This window comes from Pseudoalteromonas sp. PPB1 (assembly GCF_015356275.1).
GTDB lineage: Bacteria > Pseudomonadota > Gammaproteobacteria > Enterobacterales > Alteromonadaceae > Pseudoalteromonas > Pseudoalteromonas rubra_D.
Map to the genome: position 1 here is coordinate 314,625 of NZ_JACEQV010000001.1, position 24,230 is coordinate 338,854.

Annotated in this window: 18 protein-coding genes and 1 pseudogene; 5 read left to right on the forward strand and 14 right to left on the reverse strand. The window is 47.7% G+C overall.

What is annotated here, in order from left to right:
- Position 1: 1 nt before the first annotated feature.
- The 5 genes and pseudogenes from secF to queA form a co-directional block, all read right to left on the reverse strand.
- A complete protein-coding gene (gene secF, locus IY568_RS01415) occupies positions 2-943 on the reverse strand; it encodes a protein translocase subunit SecF (RefSeq protein WP_058797149.1) in 942 nt (313 codons plus the stop codon).
- Positions 944-952: 9 nt separating this feature from the next.
- A pseudogene (gene secD, locus IY568_RS01420) lies at positions 953-2,811 on the reverse strand (protein translocase subunit SecD).
- A gap of 21 nt (positions 2,812-2,832) precedes the next feature.
- On the reverse strand, positions 2,833-3,171 hold the full coding sequence (gene yajC / locus IY568_RS01425) for a preprotein translocase subunit YajC (RefSeq protein WP_125558330.1): 339 nt from the start codon (positions 3,169-3,171) through the stop codon (positions 2,833-2,835).
- A 33-nt stretch (positions 3,172-3,204) separates the two neighbouring features.
- Entirely contained in the window at positions 3,205-4,329 is a 1,125-nt protein-coding gene (gene tgt / locus IY568_RS01430; RefSeq protein ID WP_010383277.1) for a tRNA guanosine(34) transglycosylase Tgt, read from the reverse strand.
- 188 nt (positions 4,330-4,517) lie between these two features.
- Positions 4,518-5,558 (reverse strand): tRNA preQ1(34) S-adenosylmethionine ribosyltransferase-isomerase QueA, encoded by a 1,041-nt coding sequence (gene queA / locus IY568_RS01435; RefSeq protein WP_125558332.1) that lies wholly within the window; start codon positions 5,556-5,558, stop codon positions 4,518-4,520.
- A 267-nt stretch (positions 5,559-5,825) separates the two neighbouring features.
- On the opposite strand from queA, the gene IY568_RS01440 reads away from it, so the two are divergent.
- Both IY568_RS01440 and IY568_RS24605 read left to right on the forward strand, forming a co-directional pair.
- A complete protein-coding gene (locus IY568_RS01440) occupies positions 5,826-8,336 on the forward strand; it encodes an EAL domain-containing protein (protein ID WP_138536795.1) in 2,511 nt (836 codons plus the stop codon).
- 164 nt (positions 8,337-8,500) lie between these two features.
- Positions 8,501-8,704 carry a hypothetical protein gene (locus tag IY568_RS24605; RefSeq protein WP_010383280.1) on the forward strand — a complete coding sequence of 68 codons (204 nt, stop codon included), beginning with the start codon at positions 8,501-8,503 and terminating at the stop codon, positions 8,702-8,704.
- Between the two features lie 291 nt (positions 8,705-8,995).
- Here IY568_RS24605 and IY568_RS01445 read toward each other — a convergent pair whose 3' ends face one another.
- The 8 genes from IY568_RS01445 to IY568_RS01480 form a co-directional block, all read right to left on the reverse strand.
- Positions 8,996-9,916, reverse strand: a complete 921-nt coding sequence (locus IY568_RS01445; RefSeq protein ID WP_125558336.1) for a hydrogen peroxide-inducible genes activator — start codon at positions 9,914-9,916, stop codon at positions 8,996-8,998.
- Positions 9,917-9,993: 77 nt separating this feature from the next.
- Positions 9,994-11,262, reverse strand: coding sequence for an inorganic phosphate transporter (locus IY568_RS01450; RefSeq protein WP_125558338.1), 1,269 nt, complete (start codon positions 11,260-11,262; stop codon positions 9,994-9,996).
- A gap of 50 nt (positions 11,263-11,312) precedes the next feature.
- Positions 11,313-11,990, reverse strand: coding sequence for a TIGR00153 family protein (locus tag IY568_RS01455; protein WP_010383283.1), 678 nt, complete (start codon positions 11,988-11,990; stop codon positions 11,313-11,315).
- 303 nt (positions 11,991-12,293) lie between these two features.
- Positions 12,294-12,446, reverse strand: coding sequence for a hypothetical protein (locus IY568_RS01460; protein ID WP_164517484.1), 153 nt, complete (start codon positions 12,444-12,446; stop codon positions 12,294-12,296).
- Positions 12,447-12,540: 94 nt separating this feature from the next.
- Complete coding sequence (gene phoU, locus IY568_RS01465; protein ID WP_125558340.1) at positions 12,541-13,242, reverse strand: phosphate signaling complex protein PhoU; 702 nt, start codon at positions 13,240-13,242, stop codon at positions 12,541-12,543.
- An 82-nt stretch (positions 13,243-13,324) separates the two neighbouring features.
- Positions 13,325-14,152, reverse strand: a complete 828-nt coding sequence (pstB, locus tag IY568_RS01470; protein WP_010383287.1) for a phosphate ABC transporter ATP-binding protein PstB — start codon at positions 14,150-14,152, stop codon at positions 13,325-13,327.
- A gap of 29 nt (positions 14,153-14,181) precedes the next feature.
- Positions 14,182-15,831, reverse strand: a complete 1,650-nt coding sequence (pstA, locus tag IY568_RS01475) for a phosphate ABC transporter permease PstA (RefSeq protein ID WP_125558341.1) — start codon at positions 15,829-15,831, stop codon at positions 14,182-14,184.
- 15 nt (positions 15,832-15,846) lie between these two features.
- Positions 15,847-18,081, reverse strand: a complete 2,235-nt coding sequence (locus tag IY568_RS01480) for an ABC transporter permease subunit (protein WP_125558343.1) — start codon at positions 18,079-18,081, stop codon at positions 15,847-15,849.
- A gap of 455 nt (positions 18,082-18,536) precedes the next feature.
- On the opposite strand from IY568_RS01480, the gene IY568_RS01485 reads away from it, so the two are divergent.
- The 3 genes from IY568_RS01485 (at position 18,537) to IY568_RS01495 (ending at position 22,835) form a co-directional block, all read left to right on the forward strand.
- Positions 18,537-19,040 (forward strand): glycine cleavage system protein R, encoded by a 504-nt coding sequence (locus IY568_RS01485; RefSeq protein ID WP_010383290.1) that lies wholly within the window; start codon positions 18,537-18,539, stop codon positions 19,038-19,040.
- A gap of 209 nt (positions 19,041-19,249) precedes the next feature.
- Positions 19,250-21,337, forward strand: a complete 2,088-nt coding sequence (gene ppk1, locus IY568_RS01490) for a polyphosphate kinase 1 (RefSeq protein ID WP_194866600.1) — start codon at positions 19,250-19,252, stop codon at positions 21,335-21,337.
- 10 nt (positions 21,338-21,347) lie between these two features.
- Positions 21,348-22,835, forward strand: coding sequence for an exopolyphosphatase (locus IY568_RS01495; protein WP_194866601.1), 1,488 nt, complete (start codon positions 21,348-21,350; stop codon positions 22,833-22,835).
- Between the two features lie 25 nt (positions 22,836-22,860).
- On the opposite strand, the gene IY568_RS01500 is transcribed toward IY568_RS01495, so the two are convergent.
- Positions 22,861-24,138: an EAL and HDOD domain-containing protein gene (locus IY568_RS01500; RefSeq protein WP_125558350.1), complete on the reverse strand. Its 1,278-nt coding sequence runs from the start codon at positions 24,136-24,138 to the stop codon at positions 22,861-22,863.
- Positions 24,139-24,230: the final 92 nt, after the last annotated feature.

Consider the following 24,230-nt stretch of genomic DNA (forward strand, 5'->3'; position numbering starts at 1 on the left):
ATTATGGCATGGCATCCAGATCGGCGCCTTCTTTTTCCACTTCAACCGGGATCAGATCTTCCTTACTCACGCCCATCGCAACCGCCACTGAACTGGCGACATAGACTGATGAGTAAGTACCGATGAATACACCGAATAACAAGGCCGTTGCAAACCCATGGATGGTCTGGCCACCCCAGACAAACAGGGCAACCAATACCAGAATAGTTGTGATTGATGTCACTAACGTTCGGTTCAGTGTCTGTGTCAGCGAGATATCAATAATCTCCAACGTGTCATCAATACGAACTTTACGGAAGTTTTCGCGGATCCGGTCAGATACAACGATGGTATCATTCAGTGAGTAACCTATCACGGCGAGGATCGCGGCCAGAATCGTCAGGTCGAACTCCAGTCCAAGCAATGAGAATAAACCCATGGTCAGGATCACATCGTGGAACAAAGCGGCAACCGCACCGACAGCAAAACGCCACTCGAATCGAAACGCAACATAGATAAGGATACACAGCAATGCAGTCAGCATTGCCAGACCGCCCTGCTCTTTGAGGTCCTCACCCACACTCGGGCCAACGAACTCGATACGACGCATTTCAACGTTGCTGTCGACCTGCTTCAGCGCATCAACCAGTTGGTTACCCAGGATTTCAGCTTTCACATCATCACGCGGAGCCAGACGTACCAGCACGTCCTGACTTGAACCAAACAGCGTGACCGATGCATCCGGGAAGCCATTCTCTGCCAGCGTACTACGTACTTTTGGCAAGTCCGCAGGCTGCGAAAAACCCACCTCTACTGCCGTACCACCAGTGAAATCCAGACCCATGTTCATGCCTTTGAACGTCAGGCTAAAAATAGAGGCCAGGATCAGTAGCGCAGAAAATGCCATTGACACTTTACGTGCCGACATAAAACGGATGGTATCTTTAATTCTTAATAACTGCATGTCCGTCTCCTAGATTGAAAGCGAGTTAATTCGCTTGCCACCGATGACCGCATTGATCACCGCACGAGTACCGACGATAGCCGTAAACATCGACGTTAAGATACCTATAGCCAGTGTCACTGCGAAACCTGCAATCGGACCTGTCCCCACTGAGAACAGGATCACCGCAGCGATCAGCGTGGTGATGTTGGCGTCGAAAATGGTGCTAAAGGCACTGTCATAACCATGATGAACGGCTTGCTGAGGACTACGTCCTTCACCCAACTCTTCACGAATACGCTCGAAAATCAGTACATTAGCATCAACTGCCATACCGACGGTTAGTACGATACCAGCAATACCAGGTAACGTCAGTGTGGCCCCTGGGATCATCGACATAACGCCCACAATCATGACCAGGTTGGCAGCCAACGCCAGGTTCGCAACCAGACCAAAGCCTTTGTAATACATCAGCATAAATGCCAGTACGAATGCAAAGCCCAGAACAACCGCAGTCATACCTGCCTGGATGTTTTCCTGACCTAAGCTAGGACCCACCGTACGCTCTTCAACAATTTGGATCGGCGCAACCAGTGCCCCTGCTCGCAGCAACAGGCTCAGGTTATGGGCTTCTGCCGGCGTGTTAATACCGGTGATTTGGAAAGAACTGTTCAAACGCGCCTGGATAGTTGCCACATTGATGACTTCTTCCACTTTGATTGGCGGCAGCGCTTTACCATTCTTGTCGACTTTACCTGACGGCTTGTATTCGATGAAAACAGTTGCCATCGGTTTACCAATCGCACGTTTGGTAAAGGCACTCATTTTCGCACCACCTTTGCTATCCAGGTTGATGCTTACTTTAGGGCGTTGATACTCATCAAGACCAGACTGTGCGCCTGTGATGTGCGACCCTTCCAGTACCACACGTTTTTTCACAACAACGGGATAACCGGCCTGGTGCATGATCACTTCAGAACCCGGAGGCACGCGACCCTGAGCTGCCGCTCGGGCATCAGCATTTTGGTCAACTTCACGGAATTCCAGCGTCGCCGTCGCGCCTAAAATCTCTTTCGCACGCGCGGTATCCTGTACACCTGGCAGCTGAACGATAATACGTTCCGCACCCTGGCGCTGTACGTTCGGCTCTGCTACACCCAGCTGGTTGATCCGGTTACGAATGATGGTTTCGTTTTGTTTGATGGCGTAGTCACGCAGTTCTTTGATTTTCAACTCGCTCAGCGTTGAGAAAAACGCCAGGCCGTTGCTGCTGTCATTGATAAACAGATTACCCGGGTAACGCTTTTTAAGAAAACGCTCAGCGGCATCTCGGTCTTCATCAGAACGCATGACCACCTGAATACGGTCACTGTTGGCAACACGACGAATCGAGCGATAACGTAGTTTTTCTTCTCTTAGATCGCTCTTATAATCCTGCTCCATCTGCTCAAATGCTTTGTCCATGGCCGTTGCCATGTCCACTTCCATCGTAAAATGAACACCACCGCTCAGGTCCAGACCCAGTTTCATTGGGTTAGCACCTAAATTCTTTAACCAGTCAGGCTGTGCAGGTGACATGTTTATGGCAGAGATATAATCGTCACTCAGAGTATTACGCAGCAGATCCTGCGCCTTTAGCTGATCTTCAACATTCGTGAAGCGGATCAAAACCTGGCCATTTCAAGGGCAGTCGATTTTACGGTGAGGCTATTGTCTTTAAGTGTTTTATTTACCTGGTCGAGCACACTGAGATCGGCATTGGTACCTTTAGTACCAGAAACCTGTATGGCCGGATCACGACCATACAGGTTAGGTGTAGCGTATAAAATACCTACGGCCAATACAGCGAGCACAAGTAAATATTTCCACATTGGGTACTTGTTTAACACTGGATCATCCTTATTGCTAGTTTATAGCGACTTCATTGTGCCTTTTGGTAGCACAGCTGAAATCGCTGATTTTTGTACCGTTACTTCTGCCTGATCATTCAGGGCAATAACGATAAAATCTTTGTCTTCTGCAACCTTAGAGATTTTACCAACCAGGCCACCCTGAGTTAGTACTTCATCACCTTTGGTCAGCGCACTCATCAGATCTTTATGCTCTTTGACACGCTTCGCTTGTGGGCGGTAGATCAGGAAATAGAATACCAGACCAAAAATACCCAGCATGATCAACATGCTCCACTCGCCACCGGCTGGTGCTGCGGCTGCCGTACTGGCATGCGCGCTAGACATAAATAAGCTCATAGCTCTTCCTCATTTAATTTTTATTGCAAACTGTTATTCGGTGTCGGCCAACGGCGGAACCGGTCTGTCACGTCGGGCATAGAAATCAGCCACAAACTGATCAAATGTACCGGCCGCAATGGCCTCACGCATCCCTTCCATCAGGCGCTGATAATAACGCAGGTTATGGATAGTATTAAGACGCGCACCTAAGATCTCGTTGCACTTATCCAAATGATGCAAATAAGCACGTGAGTAATTTTTACAAGTGTGGCAATCACACTCAGGATCCAACGGGCCAGTGTCTGTTTTATGCACCGCGTTACGGATTTTAATCACACCGCCAGTGATAAAGAGGTGACCATTTCGAGCGTTACGGGTTGGCATCACACAGTCAAACATGTCGATACCACGGCGCACCGCTTCAACCAAATCTTCTGGCTTGCCCACGCCCATCAGGTAACGCGGTTTTTGTTCTGGCATCTTGTAAGCACAATGATCCAGAATATTGATCATATCTTCTTTTGGCTCACCCACAGACAGACCGCCCAGCGCATAGCCATCAAAGCCAATGTCCTCAAGCCCAGCCTGAGATTCAGCGCGTAGCTCCGGGTACATGCCGCCCTGAATAATACCGAACAGAGCAGATGGGTTGTCGCCATGTGCTTCTTTCGAGCGTTTAGCCCAGCGTAATGACAACTCCATTGAGTCGCGCGCTTCTTTTTCAGTAGCAGGGTATGGCGTACATTCATCAAAAATCATCACAATGTCCGAGCCCAGATCACGCTGAACTTCCATCGCTTTTTCCGGTGAAAGCATGATCCGCTCACCGTTGACCGGAGACTGGAATAACACGCCTTCTTCACTGATCTTACGCATAGCCCCTAAGCTGAATACCTGGAAACCGCCCGAATCAGTTAAGATTGGCTTATCCCAATTCATAAAATCATGCAGATCACCATGTTGTTTGATGATCTCGGTGCCCGGACGTAACATCAAATGGAAGGTGTTACCCAGACAGATGTGTGCACCAGTGTCTTTTAGTTCGTCTGGCGTCATACCTTTTACGGTACCGTACGTACCCACAGGCATAAATGCCGGTGTTTCAACCACTCCGCGATCGAAAATCAGGCGGCCACGACGCGCTTTACCCTGTGTACAATCTAATTCAAATTTCATACTTACCTCTGGTCGGAAAAACAGTCCAACTTACTCTTAACCAGATGCGACACCTGGCCATACTGAAAACCGTCCGATTCTACCATAGTGGCAATAATATTGGGGCTAAATTAGCACTTTAAAGCGCCAAGCCACAGAATTCAGGGGTTAAAATAGAGAAACCCAGCCTTAATGCTGGGTTTTTACAATTATGCTTTGTCCTGCCTGGTCAGGAACATGGCATCACCATAGCTGAAGAAGCGATACTGCTCGGCAATCGCAGTTTCATAGGCGTGCATAATATGCGACTGTCCCGAAAAGGCACTCACCAGCATGATCAATGTTGACTCAGGCAGATGGAAGTTGGTCACCATGGCGTCAACCAGTTGGAACTGATAGCCCGGATAAATGAAGATATCGGTGTCACCATAAAACGGCTTCAGCTCATCCGGGTGCGCTTTGGCAGCAGACTCCAGTGAACGCACAGAGGTTGTGCCAACTGCGATAACCCGACCACCACGCTGACGCGCAGCGGCAATTGCCTCGACCACTTCCTGAGGTACCTCAATATATTCAGAGTGCATTTGGTGGTCATTCACATCATCCACACGCACAGGCTGGAAGGTTCCCGCACCAACGTGAAGCGTCACAAACGCCATCTCGACGCCCTTGTCTTTTAATTGGGTCATCAGCGCGTCGTCAAAATGCAGGCCGGCGGTAGGTGCTGCAACGGCGCCCGGCTTCTCCCCATACACAGTCTGGTAGCGCTCTTTATCTTCTTCTTCGTCAGGACGATCAATATAAGGCGGCAACGGCATATGACCGATTTCGTCCAGAATCGATAACACCGAAGCGTCACCGTGGAACTTGAGCTCAAATAGCTCCCCGTGGCGGGCAACCATAGTCGCTTTGGCTTTACCTTCAAGTAGTATCTCTGCGCCTTCTTTTGGCGATTTACTCGCTCGTACATGTGCCAACACACTGTGCTCATCCAGTACTCGCTCAACCAACACTTCCAGCTTACCACCCGTGGCTTTTTGCCCGAACATCCGCGCCGGGATCACTTTGGTATTATTGAAAATAATGAGATCTTCCGGATTGATCAAATCGACAATGTCCTTGAACACTTTGTGCTGTAAATCACCAGTGTTGCCATCCAGTGTCAACAAACGACTACTGGAGCGTTCTTTTTTAGGGTGGCGAGCGATCAGCTCATCAGGGAGTTCAAAACTAAAGTCAGCAACGCGCATAGAAGACCTCAAATTAATGCAAATAGGCGCCAAGTCTAGTGATCCACCTACGCTAAATCAAGTGCTGAGGTAAAACTATGTAACGCTTGTCAGTATAGAAAAATAGCTTTAATCTAGTCGCTATTGTACGAAAATTCGCAGCTAAAACGCGCCGTATCGTGCCCCCTAAAGTTCCGGGCACATCCTAAGTGCACAAAGCGAGACATATCACTGACTGTAAGGGCAAAAACTTGTTTACTTATTTCATGGGTTTAAGGTAGTAACACCATGGCAAAGCAACTCACATTATTGCTGGTTAATGCGGATCAACAAGAGCGCCAGCTGATCGTCAAAACCTTGTCCTCGCTGAATGTCTTTCGCATCGTTGAGCACAGTGATACGCAAGCGGCATTGGGTGTATTAAAGCAACAAGCCGTAGATTTAATCATTACCGGGCTAAATGTCGGAAAAATTGATGGCTGGCGATTTTCTCGTATGGTGCGCTCCGGACTATTAAAAACCCCGAAAAATACCCCAATTGTACTGACGCCCCCCACTTATTGTGAACGTATTGCTGAAACCACAGCACGCAGTTATAGCATAGATGCAGTGCTGCCTCTGGAGCGTCAGGATGTACTGCCTCAGGTACTGGCAAATGTGTTATCTACACACCTGGAAAAAAGCAGTCGCTTAAACCTGCTGTTGCTCGAGCCGGATCAAACCCGTGCGGATGAGATCTGTCAGCATTTATCCCTGAACTTTACGACCACTCATGTCACCACCACCAATGGGGCACTGTCGCAATTCTTGCAAAATGAGTTTGCAATTGTTTTGCTGGATGCCACCGCAACACACAGTGACTCGGGTAAAGAACTGGTCGCCAATATTTTACAGCACAAACCCAGTCAGGCCATTGTGACCATCATAGACAACCGTGATGCAGACTATGCCGAGCAACTGCTCTTGCTGGGCGTCACCGATTTTGTCCGAGCGCCTTATGATCTGTCTTTACTCAGCAAAGTGTGCGACCACGCGGCCCGTCGTGAAGACTTTATGGTGAGTTATGCGGAATTTGCAGAAAAAGTCGAGCAACTGAGTCGTAGCGAGCGACGCTACAAAGACTTGTTCTCAGCACACCAGCGCATTTTGCTGCACCTCAATACGGTCGTGATGGAGCTGGATACCGCGGGCGTGATCCGCTTTTTAAATCCAGCCTGGGAACAGCTGGTAGGCCACAAACTCAAGGCCAGCATGCATACCAGTATGTTTGACTACGTACTGGCAGAGCATCGGGAAAAACTGGCGACAGTCCTGACTAAGGTCCAGCAGGGTGAGCAACAATCGGCATTGCTTGAGCTACAAGTGATGCAAAGTAACCAATGCTCACTCTGGGTAGAATGTCGTTTTCAGCTCATAAAAAACGTCACCAGTACTGCCACTATAACGGCGACCATAGACAACATTCACGAACGCAAGCAGGCTGAGCTTCAGTTACGCCATCTTGCTTTACACGACACCCTAACGGGACTGCATAACCGCTACTACTTCGATCAGCAATTAAACCTATTCTGTGAACAGGCAAAACAAGACGCACACCTTGAACATGCGCTAATCTATATTGATCTGGACCACTTTAAGATCATCAATGACAGCAAAGGTCACCAGCAAGGTGATATTGTGCTCAAAGAGGTCGCCCAACTGTTTGGTGAACACATTGCAGATGAACACCTGATCTTCCGAATTGGAGGTGATGAGTTTGCGATTTTACTGAAACATACTCCCCTGTTGGATGCACATATGCTGGCTGAAAGTGTCTGTAGCGCCATTGAGCATCATCAGTTTCATTCTGAGGAAGCCAGTTATACTATCAGTTGTTCTATTGGTTTAGCACAGATCACACATCAGAACAGTGATCCCAGTGAGTGCCTAAAGCAGGCCGATATTGCGCTATACATTGCTAAAAACTTAGGCCGTAATCTGGTTCACTGCTACAGCAAAGAAGATGCGCAAAACAGCACCCTGCAAACCGGCCTGGAGTGGGGGCACAATGTGCGTCAGGCTCTGCAAAATAATCACATTGAACTGCACTACCAGCCAATTTGGGATTTCAAACGCAATCAGGTGGCCTACTTCGAGGCCTTATTAAGATTACGTATAGATGACAACCTGGTTTACCCAAACCAGTTTATCCCGGCGCTGGAGTTGCTAAACGATACCTATCTGATGGATCAGTGTGTGATCCGCGAGTGCATTCGCGCCATCGCAAGTCACCCCGAATTACATCAGGTCTCCGTCAATTTATCTGCACAGTCTTTCCTCGATGAACGCTTGTTACCGCATATTCAGTCTTGTCTGGCGGAGTTCCAGGTCGCGGCCAGTGCGATTATTTTTGAGATCACAGAGTCGGCCAGTATTAATAACCTCAGTGCCACACAGGCGATGATTGCCAAACTCAATGAGCTCGGCTGTCACTTCTCTATCGATGACTTTGGCACCGGATTCAGTACCTTCAGCTACTTAAAACAGCTGCCAGCTCAACATGTTAAGATTGACGGCTCGTTTGTACGTGACATGCTCAATGACCCCATAGATTTAGCGCTGGTGAAAGCCGTGAATGACATCAGTCACTCGCTGGATAAGCGCTCAGTGGCTGAGTATGTGGAGAGCAAAGAGATTTTTGACGCACTCAAAGAGATTGGCATTGATTATGGTCAGGGCTACTATATTTCACGCCCATTACCGGTTGAACAGCTTACTGCGGTACTGCAAACTATTTTATCTGAGAAAACAGCCTGCTAGTCTTTTTGTACAAAATTCGACTAAAATATAGCTGCCTCTTGGGTAATTCTCATCTATAATTAAGCGTACATTTTGACGTGTCACTTTAAATAGCTGAAACACAGGTATTTACAAGACATTCAACGGATTTGGACACGTCTGGCTATGGAAATGGAGGAATCGCAATGGTACAGCTGTCTATTATATTGTTGCTCATATACGTTGTTATCGCCGTACAATGTTACCGAAGCGCAAGCCACAAAGGCTACCCTAAACTGTTTTTTACCTTACTGGGCTTAGTGCCTTACTTTAACCTGGTGGTGTGGGTTTACTTATTATTCTTGCCCGACCTCAAATCAAGCCGCCAGTTGGGTTCTCTGGAGTCGTAACCGCACTTCACGGCCCATTTCAGCACTGACTATCACACATGAAGGGCAACAGCCCTTCATGATTTTGTACCAATTCGCTTAATTAAGAGTTCTATTTTGAGGCAAGAAAATAGGGGCGATAACACCGCTCCCGCGTCCTGCTATCGCTGAGGCACCTACGTCCATATAGGCGAGGCTAAAATTTGTGAACCTATGTCTAAGGTATAAGGTTCTAAATGAGAAATTTTTAACGCCGTTAGCGTCTTATTTGCTCCTTCAAATCGAACAAGGTACTAAGTGAAATTGGTATTATTATCGGTTGTTCGTCTCACTGCAATGCTGCGCTACAAACTCGCCCGCTTTGTCACTGAACAATCGAAAATCACGGATCCGTCCGGTGGTCTTGCGCCATAACAAGCCAATCTCTCGATAGGCATCTGGTTGCGGCGCCGTCGCGACCATTGGCTTACCATCCAAGATCCCGGCGTTGAGTGCCATCTGTGGCAAAAAGGTCACGCCATTTTGATATTCCACCATACTCAACAAGGTATGCAGATTGGCAGCTTCGAAAGGGTTGATACACGCACTACGATTAAGGTGACACGCACTGAGCGCATGATCGGTCATGCAATGTTCCCGCTCCAGCAAAAAGACACTTTGCTCAGGCAACACATTAAAATCATCCAGCTGCTCAGGTACCTGGTAGTCCAGGTGACGTACCAAAGAGAAATGGTCCCGGGCTATCACTTGAGTGTGAAATTTCTCTGTCCGGTAGGGCAGTGCCAGCATGCCCATATCGATATGCCCCTGCTCCAACTTGTCGAGTAAGCGGTCACTGGTATCCTCTACCAAAACCAGTTGCAATTCAGGGAAAGCATCTTTACAAAAGCGATATAAGGGCGCGGCAATAAAACTAGCAATGGTAGGAATAATCCCTAAAACCAGTTTGCCCGATAGCGGGTGTTTAAAGCTCTTGGTCAATTCCACCACACTGATGGTGTCACCAATGATGCGCTTAGCACGCTCAACGACCTCTTCGCCCACATCCGTAAACATCAGGCTGCGGTTTTCACGCTCTATCAGTTGGCATCCCAGGGTTTCTTCCAGATTCTGAATGGCACTGCTCAGGGTTGACTGGCCAATAAAACAAGCTTCCGCAGCACGACCAAAATGCTGGTGCTGATGTACGGCAATTAGATACTGTAACTGTTTAATGCTTGGTAAGTTATTCACTTTTTATACCCACAAATAAAAAGACCCCAACACCAAAGGCATTGAGATCTTTTCAAGCTAAAAGTCTGTCCTTTCTGTTAAACGCCGAACGCGCTTCTCAGAATGTAGAATATAACAATAGCAAGGGCAGCGCCAACTGGCAATGTGATAACCCACGAAACCACAATGTTTCTGATCACACCCATGTTTAGCGCGGCAATACCGCGTGCCATACCAACACCCAGTACCGCACCAACCAGCGTTTGCGTGGTTGAGATTGGCAGGCCCGTGCCCGATGCAATCACTACGGTCGACGCAGCAGCAAGTTCAGCAGCGAAACCTCGGCTTGGCGTCAGGTGCGTGATGCCTTCACCAATGGTTTTAATTACTTTTTTACCCAGTACAGCCAGACCGACTACGATGCCGAGACCACCCAAAGGCAAGATCCACCACGCCAATGCAGCCTTCTTGGCAATTTCACCATTGTGCTCCACGATGTTTACCACCGCAGCCAAAGGACCAATCGCGTTGGCAACATCATTCGAACCATGCGCAAACGCCATACAACATGCCGTTAATACCATCAGGATAGCAAACACTTTTTCAACGTTGTTGAAGTGCATTTGTTTATCCGCATTCGGGTCGATTTTCAGACGGTTGATGGCCATTTTACCAATCAAGCCAACAATCACTGCAATACCGATAGCCAGCGCATACCCTTCTACAGCACCCAGATCAACACCGATGTGCTTCAGGCCTTTTTTAATCGTCACCAGTGACATCACGAAACCAGCCAGACCCATATACACAGGCACAAAGCGCTTCGCGTTCTCAAGCGGTTTATCTGTATCGAAAATCAGCTTCTGCGCACTCATAAAGATAAGGTACGCAATAAAGCCAGAAATGGCCGGGGTGACAATCCAGCTGCCCACGATGCCTGCGACTTTACCCCACTGAATGGCTTCGCTGCCCACAGCGACTAGCGCAAAACCTATGATGGCACCAATGATAGAGTGCGTGGTCGAGACCGGCCAGCCTAGCATTGAAGCCAGTAATAACCAGGTACCGGCGGCAAACAGGGCCGAAATCATGCCCAGTACCATCAGTTCAGGTACGTCCATAAATGGGGTTGAATCGATGATCCCCTTACGGATCGTTGACGTTACCTCACCACCGGCCAGGTAGGCACCGGCAAATTCAAAAATCATCGCGATGATGATCGCCTGCTTGATGGTCAGTGCTTTAGAACCAACCGATGTACCCATTGCATTGGCTACGTCGTTCGCACCAATACCATAGGCCATAAAGAAACCAACTGCGGCCGCTATAATAATTAATAGCGTGCCATAGGATGCAATGATATCCATTGTAAAACCTTTAATTCTTAACTAATTGTGTGAAGGCAGATGGTGCACGCTTAACGCGCCAGCATCAGCTCCAGTCGTGAACCTACGCGCTCAGCAATGTCTGCCAGCTCACCAACCCACTCGATGATCTTGTATAAGAACATCACATCAATTGGATTGAGTTCACTTTCAATGCTGCGTAATCCCATACGAATACGGATCTGCATCTCATCGGTATCTTCCTCGATGGCATCCAGTTCAACGAGCATTTTTTCGACCAGTGCAACTTCGCGACCACGGAAACCGGTTTCCAGTAGTTCATCGAATTCGTTAATGGCTTCTGAGGCTTGTTTTGTCGCATCAACACAGCGTGTCAGATACGCCAAAAAATCGGCTTGAATTGATTCAGGGATCTCCAGTTCACGACCAATTACACGTCCAGCGATGTCTTTGGCTTTATTGGCGATCTTGTCTTGGTGGGTAATGAGTTCCAGTAAATCTGTACGTTCTACTGGCATAAACAGACCACGTGGCAAGTGCAGGCGCACTTCACGTTTTAATGTATCTGCTTCTCTTTCCAGGTTACGGATCTGCACACGAAGCGCATCGGCCTCGGTCCATTCCCCTTTGAAGGCATGATTAAAGAACGGGATCAAGGTTTCACTGGCTTGATGGACGATCTTTATGTGCTCTTCAATCGGCTTAATAGGAGACTTTGCGAACACTCCTAAAAATGCATTACTAGGCATAACTGACCCTTAAATCATATTAATATGCATGTGCAGGGCGCAATTTTACAGTATTAAGCCAAATTGTGAACGCTTTTTCGTGTGAAGTTCTGATTAACGGCACAATCACGTTTAACAAACTGTAAGGTTGTCACGCGAAGACAGCAACCTTCTGTTTGCTTAACTCTACAATAAACATAGAAAAAATAGTCAGATAAATCCCCTATAGAGATTGGATAATTTTGTAACGTATGAGCAAGCCTGGGCGGAATTAACTCGAACAAAGCGAGCATATAGCTCGCTCATGTTCATGCCCGCACCAGATCATACTTCCTTTACAAAACAATCCTGATAGCAAGTTAACTCCGTATGCATGGGCCCGACTCCCCCTGCAATCTGGGGCGTCATTTTGTCATTGAGTGACTTACTTTTCATCGCAAGTTGTTTCATACTTTTTTTGTTCAGAGCTAGTTTCATAGTTCATTCCTTCTATTGATTACTTTTTGCTCACAAACAGTTATAAATAAAAAACAACACAGTGTCTACTATTGGTACTTGCTTATTTTTAGTACTACAGTGACTTTTCGATGTCTTCCTGAGAAGTATGGCGAATATCTTTGCCATTAACGAAATAAATTACATATTCTGCAATATTCTGACAACGATCACCGATGCGCTCGAGTGAGCGAACTGACCAGATCAGGTCCATAATTTTTGGAATTGAACGCGGGTCTTCCATCATATAGGTCATGATCTGACGCGTAAGTGCTTCATATTCACGGTCAACTTTAGCGTCTTCTTTATGTACCTCAAATGCCCGCTGCGCATCCATTCTGGCAAATGCATCCAGCACATCATGTAGCATCTGAGAAACCAAACGACCCATGTTTTCAACATTCACCAACAAGTCCTGCTGATCTTTCGTGAAAGAGTCCAGTGCTACTTTCGCAATGCGTTCTGCTTCATCACCAATACGCTCCAGATCTGCAATGGTTTTTGCAATGGCAACAACCAATCGTAAGTCACTGGCCGCTGGCTGACGCTTAGCAATAATGCGAGTACATTCTTCGTCAATGCTCACTTCCATGGCATTCACCTGATAGTCGTTTTCGCTGACTTTACGGGCCTTATTTTCATCACAATGGCTCACTGCATCGAGGGCCAAATTTAGCTGTTGTTCAACCAGTCCGCCCATACTCAGTACATGGTTACGAACGTTCTCCAGCTCTTCGTTAAAGCGGCCAGAGATATGCTTATTAATATTATGTTCCATAGTCAGTTCCTAATTTGTTTCAACACGGCATAGGCGCCTCCTTGTGGAGGCGCTGACTCAGCGCTTTGCTGAGCCCGATGAATTAACCATAACGACCGGTAATATAGTCTTCGGTTTTCTTCTTGGTCGGTGTTGTAAACAGAGTATTAGTATCTGAATATTCGATCAGTTCACCCATGTACATAAAGGCTGTTTGATCGGATACCCGCGCTGCCTGCTGCATGTTGTGAGTAACGATCACCACGGTGTACTTTTCTTTCAGGTCGTTGATCAGCTCTTCAATAACCAAAGTTGAGATAGGGTCTAGTGCCGAGGTTGGCTCATCCAGCAATAATACCTCTGGCTCAATCGCAATTGAGCGTGCAATAACTAGACGCTGCTGCTGACCACCCGACAAACCAAATGCACTGTCGTGCAAACGATCTTTTACTTCATCCCATAAAGCAGCACCACGCAGTGAGCGCTCCACCACTTCATCTAGCTTACGTTTGTCTTTTACACCCTGTAAGCGTAGACCGTAAACCACATTCTCGTAAATAGACTTAGGGAATGGGTTTGGACGCTGGAATACCATACCAACATTACGGCGCAGAGCCGCTACATCAACACTTTTGTCATAAATGTTGGTGCCGTTGAGATTAATTTCTCCCTCAATACGACACGTGTCGACCAGGTCATTCATGCGGTTAATACAACGCAATAGCGTCGATTTACCACAACCCGACGGGCCGATAAACGCTGTTACCTGACCGCGTGGGATCAACATGTTGATATTGCTCAGAGCCTGTTTGTCACCATAGTAAAGGTCAAGGTTTTTGATCTCTAACGCGGTTAGTTCCGGGCTCAAGTTTTCCAGATCCAACTTCTTGCTGGTATCTGCATTATTTACCTGTGGCGCTACTGTAATCATAAATGTTTACCTATTTAAATACTTTACTATTAGTGCTCTAAAGCTCTGAATTTTTCACGTAGGTGGTTACGGATCCCAATTGCAGTGATGTTCAGTGCAATGATCACGGTTACCAGTAAGAAGGCAGTCGCATACACCAAAGGACGTGCCGCTTCTACGTTCGGGCTCTGGAAGCCCACATCATAAATATGGAAACCCAGGTGCATAAACTTCCGGTCAAGGTGAATATACGGGAAGTTACCATCCAGCGGCAAGGTCGGTGCCATTTTCACCACACCCACCAGCATCAGCGGTGCAACCTCACCGGCTGCTCGGGCAACCGCCAGGATCAGACCGGTCATAATTGCCGGGCTGGCCATAGGAATAATAATACGCCATAAGGTCTCGGCTTTGGTCGCGCCCAATGCCAGCGAACCATGACGCACTGTGCTTGGAATACGGGACAAGCCTTCTTCGGTCGATACAATCACCACAGGCAGCGTCAGGATTGCCAGTGTCAGTGCTGACCAAATCACGCCTGGCGTACCAAATACCGGACTCGGTGCAGCTTCTGGGTAAAACAGAGCATCTAGTGAGCCACCCAGCATATAAACGAAGAAACCTAAACCGAATACACCGTATACGATAGACGGAACACCTGCCAGGTTGATCACCGCAATGCGGATCATCTTAGTCACAGCATTTTTCGCAGCATATTCGTGTAGGTAAATCGCAGCAACAACACCAAATGGGGTCACAATTACCGCCATCAGCATAACCATAAACACAGTACCAAAGATGGCCGGGAATACCCCGCCTTCAGTATTCGCTTCGCGTGGGTCATCGCTGATGAATTTACCAATCTGCGACATATAATGGCCTACTTTTGCAAAGAAGCCCATGTCATTCGGGAACCAGAAGTCTAATACCTGATATAAAGGTAGTGTCACTTCTTCACCACGCATGTCACGCACAACCACTTCGTCACGCTTTGCACCGTTACGCAGTTCAAATAACGTTTTTTCCAGTACTTTATATTCATCACGTAAGGCTGCACGTTGTGCTTCCAGATCAGCGATGATTTCAGGCGTCAGTTCATTATCCAACTGATAAGCACGCTCTTTAAGACGTAAACGCTCCAGTTCATAGTTAATGTGACCAATCTCGCCGTTTTGCAGGTCAAGTGCTTCATCGTTCAGATCAACAGCACGTTCAACCATCTCTTCCAGCGCTTCTACCGGATTGTCAGTGACAACCTGACCGTCACGAATAACACGCTCAACGTAGCCGTAGAAGTTACCATTTTTAGTACGCTCAAAGACTGCTATCTGCGCCGGCTTAGACTGGCTTTGGATATCGGTGGACAAGATCCAACGGAAATCCAGCTCAACGTACTCACGGTTACCCGTTTTTACCAATAAACGCTCGATGTACTCGCCTGGGTGATTAGAAAAATCCAGGCCAGTTGCTTCCAGCCGAGATTTAGGCACTAACTCTCTGTCGTAGATTTCACCAATGACGGTTTGTTTCTGAACCGAGCCTTGCAGGTGCATTTCCACTACTTCGGAAGGCCAGAAAAAGCTCAAACCTTTCCACGCAATCATTGCAAGCAGACCCAGTACCGAGATCAAACTGATGCTGACCGCACCACCTGTCATCCAGATCCACGGAGATCCTGACTTAAACCACTGTCTTACCATGTCATCTCACTCCAGTTACATTGAGCTATATTTTTCACGCAGCTGCTGACGTACAAATTCAGCCATCGTGTTAAATACGAAAGTAAAAATAAACAATACAAAGGCTGCCAGGAACAGGATCCGATAGTGTGAACTGCCAACTTCCGATTCAGGCATTTCTACCGCAATGTTCGCCGCCAAAGTACGCATCCCCTGGAAGATACTCCAATCCATAATCGGTGTATTACCCGTCGCCATCAGTACAATCATGGTTTCACCCACGGCACGACCAAGTCCCATCATCACCGCCGAGAAGATGCCTGGGCTGGCTGTCAGCAGGACTACACGAACCAGGGTTTGCCATTGAGTTGCACCCAGTGCGAGTGAACCATTAGACAGGTGTTTAGGCACGCTAAATACCGCATCTTCAGCAATTGAGAAAATCGTCGGGATAACCGCAAAGCCCATCGCTATACCTACAACCAGAGAGTTACGCTGATCAAAGGTCAGGCCCAGTTCGTTGGTCAGATACTGACGTACGTTTCCGCCGAACATCCATCCTTCAATCACGTCGCTCATGGCAAATGATAACCAGCCAACCAGCAAAACGACCGGGATCAGCAAGATTGAGTGCCAACCGTCCGGGATCAGGTGACGGATGGCTTTCGGCAGCTTAGTCCAACCCAGCGCCGTACCCAGAATGGCCAATGGCAGTAATAGCAGTAGAGCAACAATCGCTGGTAAGTGGCTTTCAATCAGCGGTGCTAACCACAGACCTGCCAGGAAACCCAGAATAACGGTAGGCAGTGCTTCCATGATTTCAACCGTTGGCTTTACCACACGGCGCAACTCACTCGACATAAAGTAAGCAGTATAAATCGCCGCAGACAGGGCAATCGGAACCGCAAACAGCATGGCGTAGAACGCTGCCTTAATCGTACCGAACGAAATTGGTACTAATGAGAATTTGGATTCAAAGTCATCACTGGCAGATGTAGACTGCCAGGTATACGCCGGCTCCGGGTAACCTTCGTACCAAACTTCCTGCCACAATGCCGACCAGGTCACTTCCGGGTGCTCATTGTGGATCTCAAATACGCTCACCTGGTTGCCCGTCAGCAATAACGCTGCATTGGCTCGCGGTGAAATCGCGAAGGCATCAATGGCTTGCTCAGCCACCTTACCGCGCCACAGCTCGGCTTCACTGGTGGTGTAGTAAACGCCCAGCTCACCTTGTTCTGTGGTGGTAAAGAAAGTACGGCGATAGAACTCACTGTGTACTCTCATGTGCTTACTCTTATCGCTGTCAAAAGCACGAATTTTGGCAAACTCACGACCATCGTCCGTGTTCACTTCAAACCATTGCGACACTTCGCCATTGTCGTTTGCCAGCATCAGCGAGTTGGCACCTGCCAGCAACGCCATGCTGACCAGGTTGGCATTTTCTTCGTTAGCTGCCAATAACTGGAATTGCTTGATATCGTCCGCAAAGCGAGTGTCAAAGATATAAATCTGATTTGCAGAACGTACAAAAGTACGCGTTGTGTCTGGCGAAATAAGCAGATCGTCAATGCGACCTTCAATAGGTAATTCAGTACGCGTTACCTGCCATTCCATTTCACCCGAGAACATATTTTCTTCAGCCGCAAACGACGCGAAGATCACGCGCTTGTCGGCTGTCAGTGCAACCACGGCAGTTTTGTCTTCGTAATGACTGAAAGCAAACTTTTTCAGCGCCTGACGCTGCTCATCAACCAACAATTGTTGGCCATCCAGCGGATAACCCAGACGTGGCTTCATCACACGCTGATTACCCGGGAAAGTAACCACAAAATTGGGCTTAAGGATTTGCACCTCACCGTTGTCCAGGCCGTATGCATACTGACCTAGAAATGGTGCACTTTTCGCAAAGCTGGTGATCTGGCCATCAAGCTGTGTTTGCAAAGTGCTCAGCAGCGAGCCCGTGTTGTCGCCCTTTACCTGATAAAAATCAACCTGACCGGTGTTGTCCAGCAGATACGCAATCTCTGTTTGCTCTTCTACACCCAGCGCGAAGTAGCGCTTCTCGGCAGACAATGCAATATCAACCCGTTTTTCGACCTTAGCGGATTCGAAAATAGGCTGAACAACATAAAGCAAATAGAAGAATATCAATAGCAAAGCGACCAATACCATTACCCCACCTGAGGTAATGCCAAACTGGGCAAAGCGGTCCTTTAAGAGACGGCTTCTATCCGTTTTAAAGGATGGTTTTTGCGGATTGGAAGTCATCAAAATACCCTTTCATAATCAAACTGCGGCGCATTATATTTCATCAAGATGACAGTTGTGTTACACCTCAACCCAAGTCTGCCCGCTTTTACAGACTGGCCGTAATTCTGTACTGTCCTTGGCGTATTTTCTCAGCCTGACCGCTTCAAACCACGGACAAACCGTTCCCAACTTTACACCAAAGTACCGATATTGCCTCGAAAAAAATCTCCCACATACAAAGAAAGACACCGCATACGGACAGCCGGGAAATAATGATATTGCGTGCTGTCAAAGGAACTTAACACCCCAAGTAAGGTCTGGATTACAGTGACACCGGTGATTTTTGCAATTTTTTACATTGTATCCATTATCGGAAGTAGACAAATAAGTTTCATTTACTAGGCTTATAGAGCGATTATTCGCTTTCATTCAGGGCTTAGATACCGAGCCACCAATAATAAGAGACATGTGATATGAAGCAGTTAGTACTAACACTTATAGGCAAGGACCAACCAGGTCTCGTTGAAAGGGTTTCCTCAACCATTCTTAACCATCACGGTAACTGGCTAACCAGTAACCTAAGCCACTTCGCCGGACAGTTTGCAGGGATAGTACAGGTTGAAGTAGCAGAGGAGCACTTGCAAGAGCTACAAAACGCCGTACTTGATATTCCGGAGCTGGAAGTGCGGATTGCCAATGGCGAGCAAACCGACAGCACAGAGCCGGAAACACTCAACCTGGTGATCACAGGTAATGACAGACCAGGCATTGTACAGGAGCTGGCAGCGGTGATCCGTCATAAGGGGGCGAATATTACCCACCTTAATTCTAAACAACAAAGCGCACCAAATTGGGGAGTACCGATATTTAGCGCATTTGCCACCGTCAGCCTGCCTGCAGGGATGCTAAAAGACAACGTTGTCGAAGCGCTTGAGGCGATCACCAGCGATCTGATAGTGGATGTTGAACAACCTTAATAGCGTTATCCGGTAAGGTCGTTACGGTGCCTTACCGGTCATTCCACCTATGTTCTTTCAATGTACAGACACTTTGATATCAAACAAAGCAAATCAGGCAGAGTGGTCTACACTTTGTTGATAATTTGGTGACATGACAGCGCATGTCATATAAGTGTCACACTACCGACATATTCTACGCGCAGCTTTAAATTACCATGGACAGAAAGATGCAGGCATTATCTAACGATCCCATTACCATCAGCTACTTTGCCAAGGAGCTGAGCTGGCTCTCTTTTAACGAACGTGTGCTTCAAGAAGCCAAAGACAAAAGCAATCCAATTATTGAACGGATCAGATTCTTGGGGATATTTTCCAATAACTTAGATGAATTCTTCCGTGTCCGTGTTGCCGATGTAAAACGTCGTATCTTATTAAGTAACCTGCCCGAGGCGGACTTTGACGAAGACGAAGCGCTGCTTAACCAGATGAACAAGAAAGTACTGGAACTGGGCAAGAAGTTCTCACACATTTACGATCAGATCCTGATTGACCTGAATGAGCACAACATTCATATCAAAAAGCCTGCTGAGCTGTCGGATTTTCACCAGCAATGGCTGGCTAAGTATTTTCAGGATCAAGTGCTACAGCATATGTGCCCTATTTTGCTTAGCGAGAACAAAGATTACTCAGATCACATCAATGACGCCCTGACCTATTTGTTTGTCGAAATGCGCGGTGATAAGCAACATCATGCTCTGCTTGAGCTGCCCACTGATCGTCTGGAACGCTTTATTCTGTTACCGCCGGAGAAAACCCGTCGCCACAAAACCATTGTCATGCTTGATGAAGTCGTACGCTTCTACCTCCACGAAGTATTCAGGAACTTTCTCAGTTTTGACAGCATTGAAGGCTATGAGATAAAACTGACCCGGGATGCCGAGTACAACCTCGACGACGAAATTGAAGAAGGTCTGCTGGATAAAATGTCGAAGGGTCTCAAACAGCGCTTATATGCCGAGCCTGTGCGCCTGACCTATGACGAAGCGATGCCAGAAGAAATACTGAAAGTGATGAAAAAGCGCCTTGGCGTAACCAGTCAGGACGCCCTGATCCCGGGCGGCCCGTACCGGAACTTCCGCGATTTCATCGGCTTTCCTAACGTCGGCCGTGGCTATCTGGAAAATAAACCACTGCCACCGCTACAAAGTGAAGCCTTCAACGCACACCAAAGCATCTTCCGGGCTATCTCAAAACAAGATATTTTGCTTTATTACCCCTACCACACTTTCAATCACATGCTTGAATATGTGCGCCAGGCCGCCTTTGATCCCAAAGTGACTCAGATTAAGGTCAATATTTACCGTGTCGCGTCTCGCTCAAGGTTGATGTCTTCGCTGATCAATGCAGCCAAAAACGGAAAGAAAGTCACCGTGATGGTTGAGCTCAAAGCCCGCTTTGATGAACAAAACAACATTGAATGGGCGAAAATGCTCAGCGACTATGGTATCCAGGTCATGGTGGGGATCCCGGCACTGAAAGTACACAGTAAACTGTGCGTGGTACACCGCAAAGAAAAGGGCCAGATAGTTAAATACGCCCACATCGGAACCGGTAACTTCCATGAAAAGACAGCACGAATTTACACCGACTTCAGCTTATTCACAAAACACCCGGAGATCTGTGATGAGTGTGACGACGTGTTCAAGTTTATCGAGAGCAGCTACCGACCCTTTAATTTTAAGCACCTGATGATTTCTCCGCTCAATGCGCGAGAGAAAATTCTGACTTTGATTAATCAGGAAAGCAAAAACGCTCAGGCAGGTAAAACAGCCAAGATCACCGTCAAGGTGAATAACCTGGTAGACAAAGAGCTCATCGACGCCTTGTACAATGCGTCAATGGCCGGCGTAAAAGTCCGCATGATCATTCGCGGCATGTGTGCCCTGGTACCCGGGTTACCCCGCTTTAGTGAGAACATCAAAGTGATCAGTATTGTCGACCGCTTTTTAGAGCATCCCAGGGTGATGGTCTTCGAAAATGCAGGTGATCCGCAGGTCTACATTTCTTCTGCCGACTGGATGACCCGCAATCTGGATCACCGGGTTGAAGTCGGTGCGCCTATCTATGATGAATCACTCAAGCAACTGATCATCGATATTCTCGAGCTGCAATTCAAAGACAGGGCCAAAGCTCGGATCATTGACAGCGAACAGAAGAATCTCTATGTTCGTCGCGGTAATAAGAAGAAGATCCGCTCCCAGATAGCTATCTATGACCATCTGAAAAAGTGGGAAAGTAATCAATCCAATACATAAGGGCAGCTTTATGACCACATACCCTTCCATCGCGGCCGTTGATTTAGGCTCGAACAGTTTTCATTTAGTCGTCGCGCGGGAGGTCGATGGTCGTCTGCAATTGTTGCACAAAGAAAAACAGCGTGTGTTTCTGGCCGCCGGTCTGGACGAACAGTTCAACTTAAGCGAAGAAGCCATTGAGCGGGCGCTGCATGTACTACAACAATTTGCTGCCACTTTACAGGATTTTGATAAGCACAGCGTACAGGTTGTCGCGACCTATACGCTGCGCAATTGTCGCAATATTCGCGATTTTCTGGCCCGAGCAAAAAAAGTATTTCCTTTTAAAATCAACGTCATTTCTGGTCAGGAAGAGGCCCGTCTTATCTATCAGGGTGTAGCGAACCACATTCATAGTGAAGATAACCGCCTGGTCATTGACATTGGTGGTGGCAGCACTGAGCTTATCATTGGCAAACACCTGGATCACAAATTACTCACCAGTCGTAATATCGGCTGCGTCACGCTCAGTAACGGGTATTTTCAAGACCTGAAAATGACAGCAAAACGCTTTGCCAAAGCCGAAATTAAAGCTGAACAAAACATTGAGGCCATCTCTGCCAGCTACCGTAAAGCCGGTTGGCAAACCTGTATTGGCACCTCCGGCACCATCAAAACCTTGTGTGCCATTGCCCAGGAGCTATTTGCGCAGGATACCCTGACCCTGGCTGTGCTGGAGCAGATAAAACAACGTCTGATTGAGGCCGACTCACCTCATACACTCAACCTCAAAGCGTTACCCGAGGAGCGTTATGCCAGCATTGCCGGCGGTTTGTCGATTCTGATCGGGGCATTCAGACAGCTCAATATTGACGAGCTAACCTATTGCGATAACTCATTGCGTGAAGGTCTGTTACAGGAGATGGCGCAAAATGATGAGTTTGATATTCGCACCCGCACCATCAGTGCAGTCGGTGACCATTATGCCGTTGATAAGCAACATGCTGAACATATCTGCGAGACACTTAATCAGATGGTCGACATGGTGCGCCAGAACTGGGCACTCAGTGAATTCGACCTGCAAGTGCTGCGCTGGGCCGCCAGATTACACGAAGTGGGGTTAGCGATTAACTCTTCGGGGATCCACAAACACAGCGCTTACATCGTGCTCAACGCACAACTACCCGGTTTTACTCAGGAGCAACAGCAGCTGCTGGGGACCCTGATCCGTTTTCATCGTAAGAAAATTAAACGCACTGAACTGTCCGCCATGGTCGAGGCCGATCTGACCCATTTCGCCCGGCTGCTTACCTTGCTGCGACTGGCTATCCTGGTGCACCAAAAACGACAAATCGATCAGGTTGCCAAATTCACACTCGAGGCGATGGACGACAGCTTACTACTTACATTCGAGCCTGACTGGCTCGCCCAACATTCCCTGTTTGTGGCTGATCTTCAACAAGAACAAGCCTATTGGAAAACCCTCAATATGACACTAATGTTCCCCTCCGTGGGCTAACCAGATCTAAGCCCGCTCTGCGGGCTCAGGCGACGTCTTCTTTTACAACAGCGTAAATTTCATCGGCATAGACCCGGCTGTCCAGCGCCAGTGAGAAGAGGAGTTCAAGACTGGACGCCGGGCGGATCGCATTAAGGATCAGCTCAGCTTCCTGAATATTATTGCGCTCAACTTCAATCGCCAGGCGTAATGCTCCCCCTATCAAGCCTTTGTAGCTCAATAACGCACTGCTGAGGTCTGGATCCAATGAAAACTCATCGACAATAACCGACAACTCAACATCCAGCACCGCATCGAGCACTGACATCAAGCCAATCAGATAGCCTTGTTGTGCCATTTCATCGCCGCCTGGCAGCAAGAATTGTTCAAGAAACTTCGCCCGTGCCAGCCCTAGCTTTGTCAGTTCACTGGGCTTATCTGCCCCTAACTCACTTAAAGCAAGTACCTTTACGAACTGACGGATCGCATCCTCACCTAAATAGACAACTGCCTGCGCAATTGAGCGGATCTCAATTTTATCTTCTCCGGCTTTGGCATTGGCCAGCTTTAGCACCCGCGCTGTCAGGCTGAGATCTTTGGCAATTCTCTGTTGGATTTCTTTGAAGCACAGGGACTTTTTGGCCGTACAACGCAATAAATCAAGCACCACCATTTTAGAGGGCTCGACATTACCATGATTGAGCATTTCAGGCACAGCAAAGAAGAAGCCCTGAAAGTAATCAGCCCCGGCACTTTTGATAAAGCTGTAGTGCTCCAGGGTTTCAATACGCTCAACAATCACTTTGGTAGTGGGAAAACGTCGCTTAAGCTTTTTCAGCATCATGGTGGTTTTAATCACCGGCTCAAGTACTTCGATTTTGATGTAATCCATCAGAGGCAATAAGACTTCCCAGCGCTCGTCACCGTCGTAATCATCTAACGCAAAGCGATATCCTAACTTTTTCAGTTTAGTGACTGTCATCACCAACTCATCGAGATTGGTTGAACGTTCAACGATTTCAATCACGAGCCCTTGAGGCCGAAGTAACTTAGGAAGCTCCTGAAGCAAAGTTTCATCAGACAAGTTGATAAATGCAGGCACACCTGCGGCAAGCCGTTCTACACCAATGAAAAGCAGAGAGTTAAAAAACAACCGTCCTGTCGCCTGGCCATCACTGACCCCGATTGGAAAGGCATTATTATGTGAGTCCCGATACAACAATTCATAGGCAGCCACGCTCTGTTCACGATTGAAAATGGCCTGGCGTGCAATATATTGCACCGCGTCTTTTTTTGACTTGGCAATATGACCGCTCATTAACATCCTTAACTCTTGTACTTTAAAGGCTTCCATTGTCCCAGCATATGAAAACTCACGCCCCTGAGCAAACTATTTCCTCACTACTTGGGGTATCA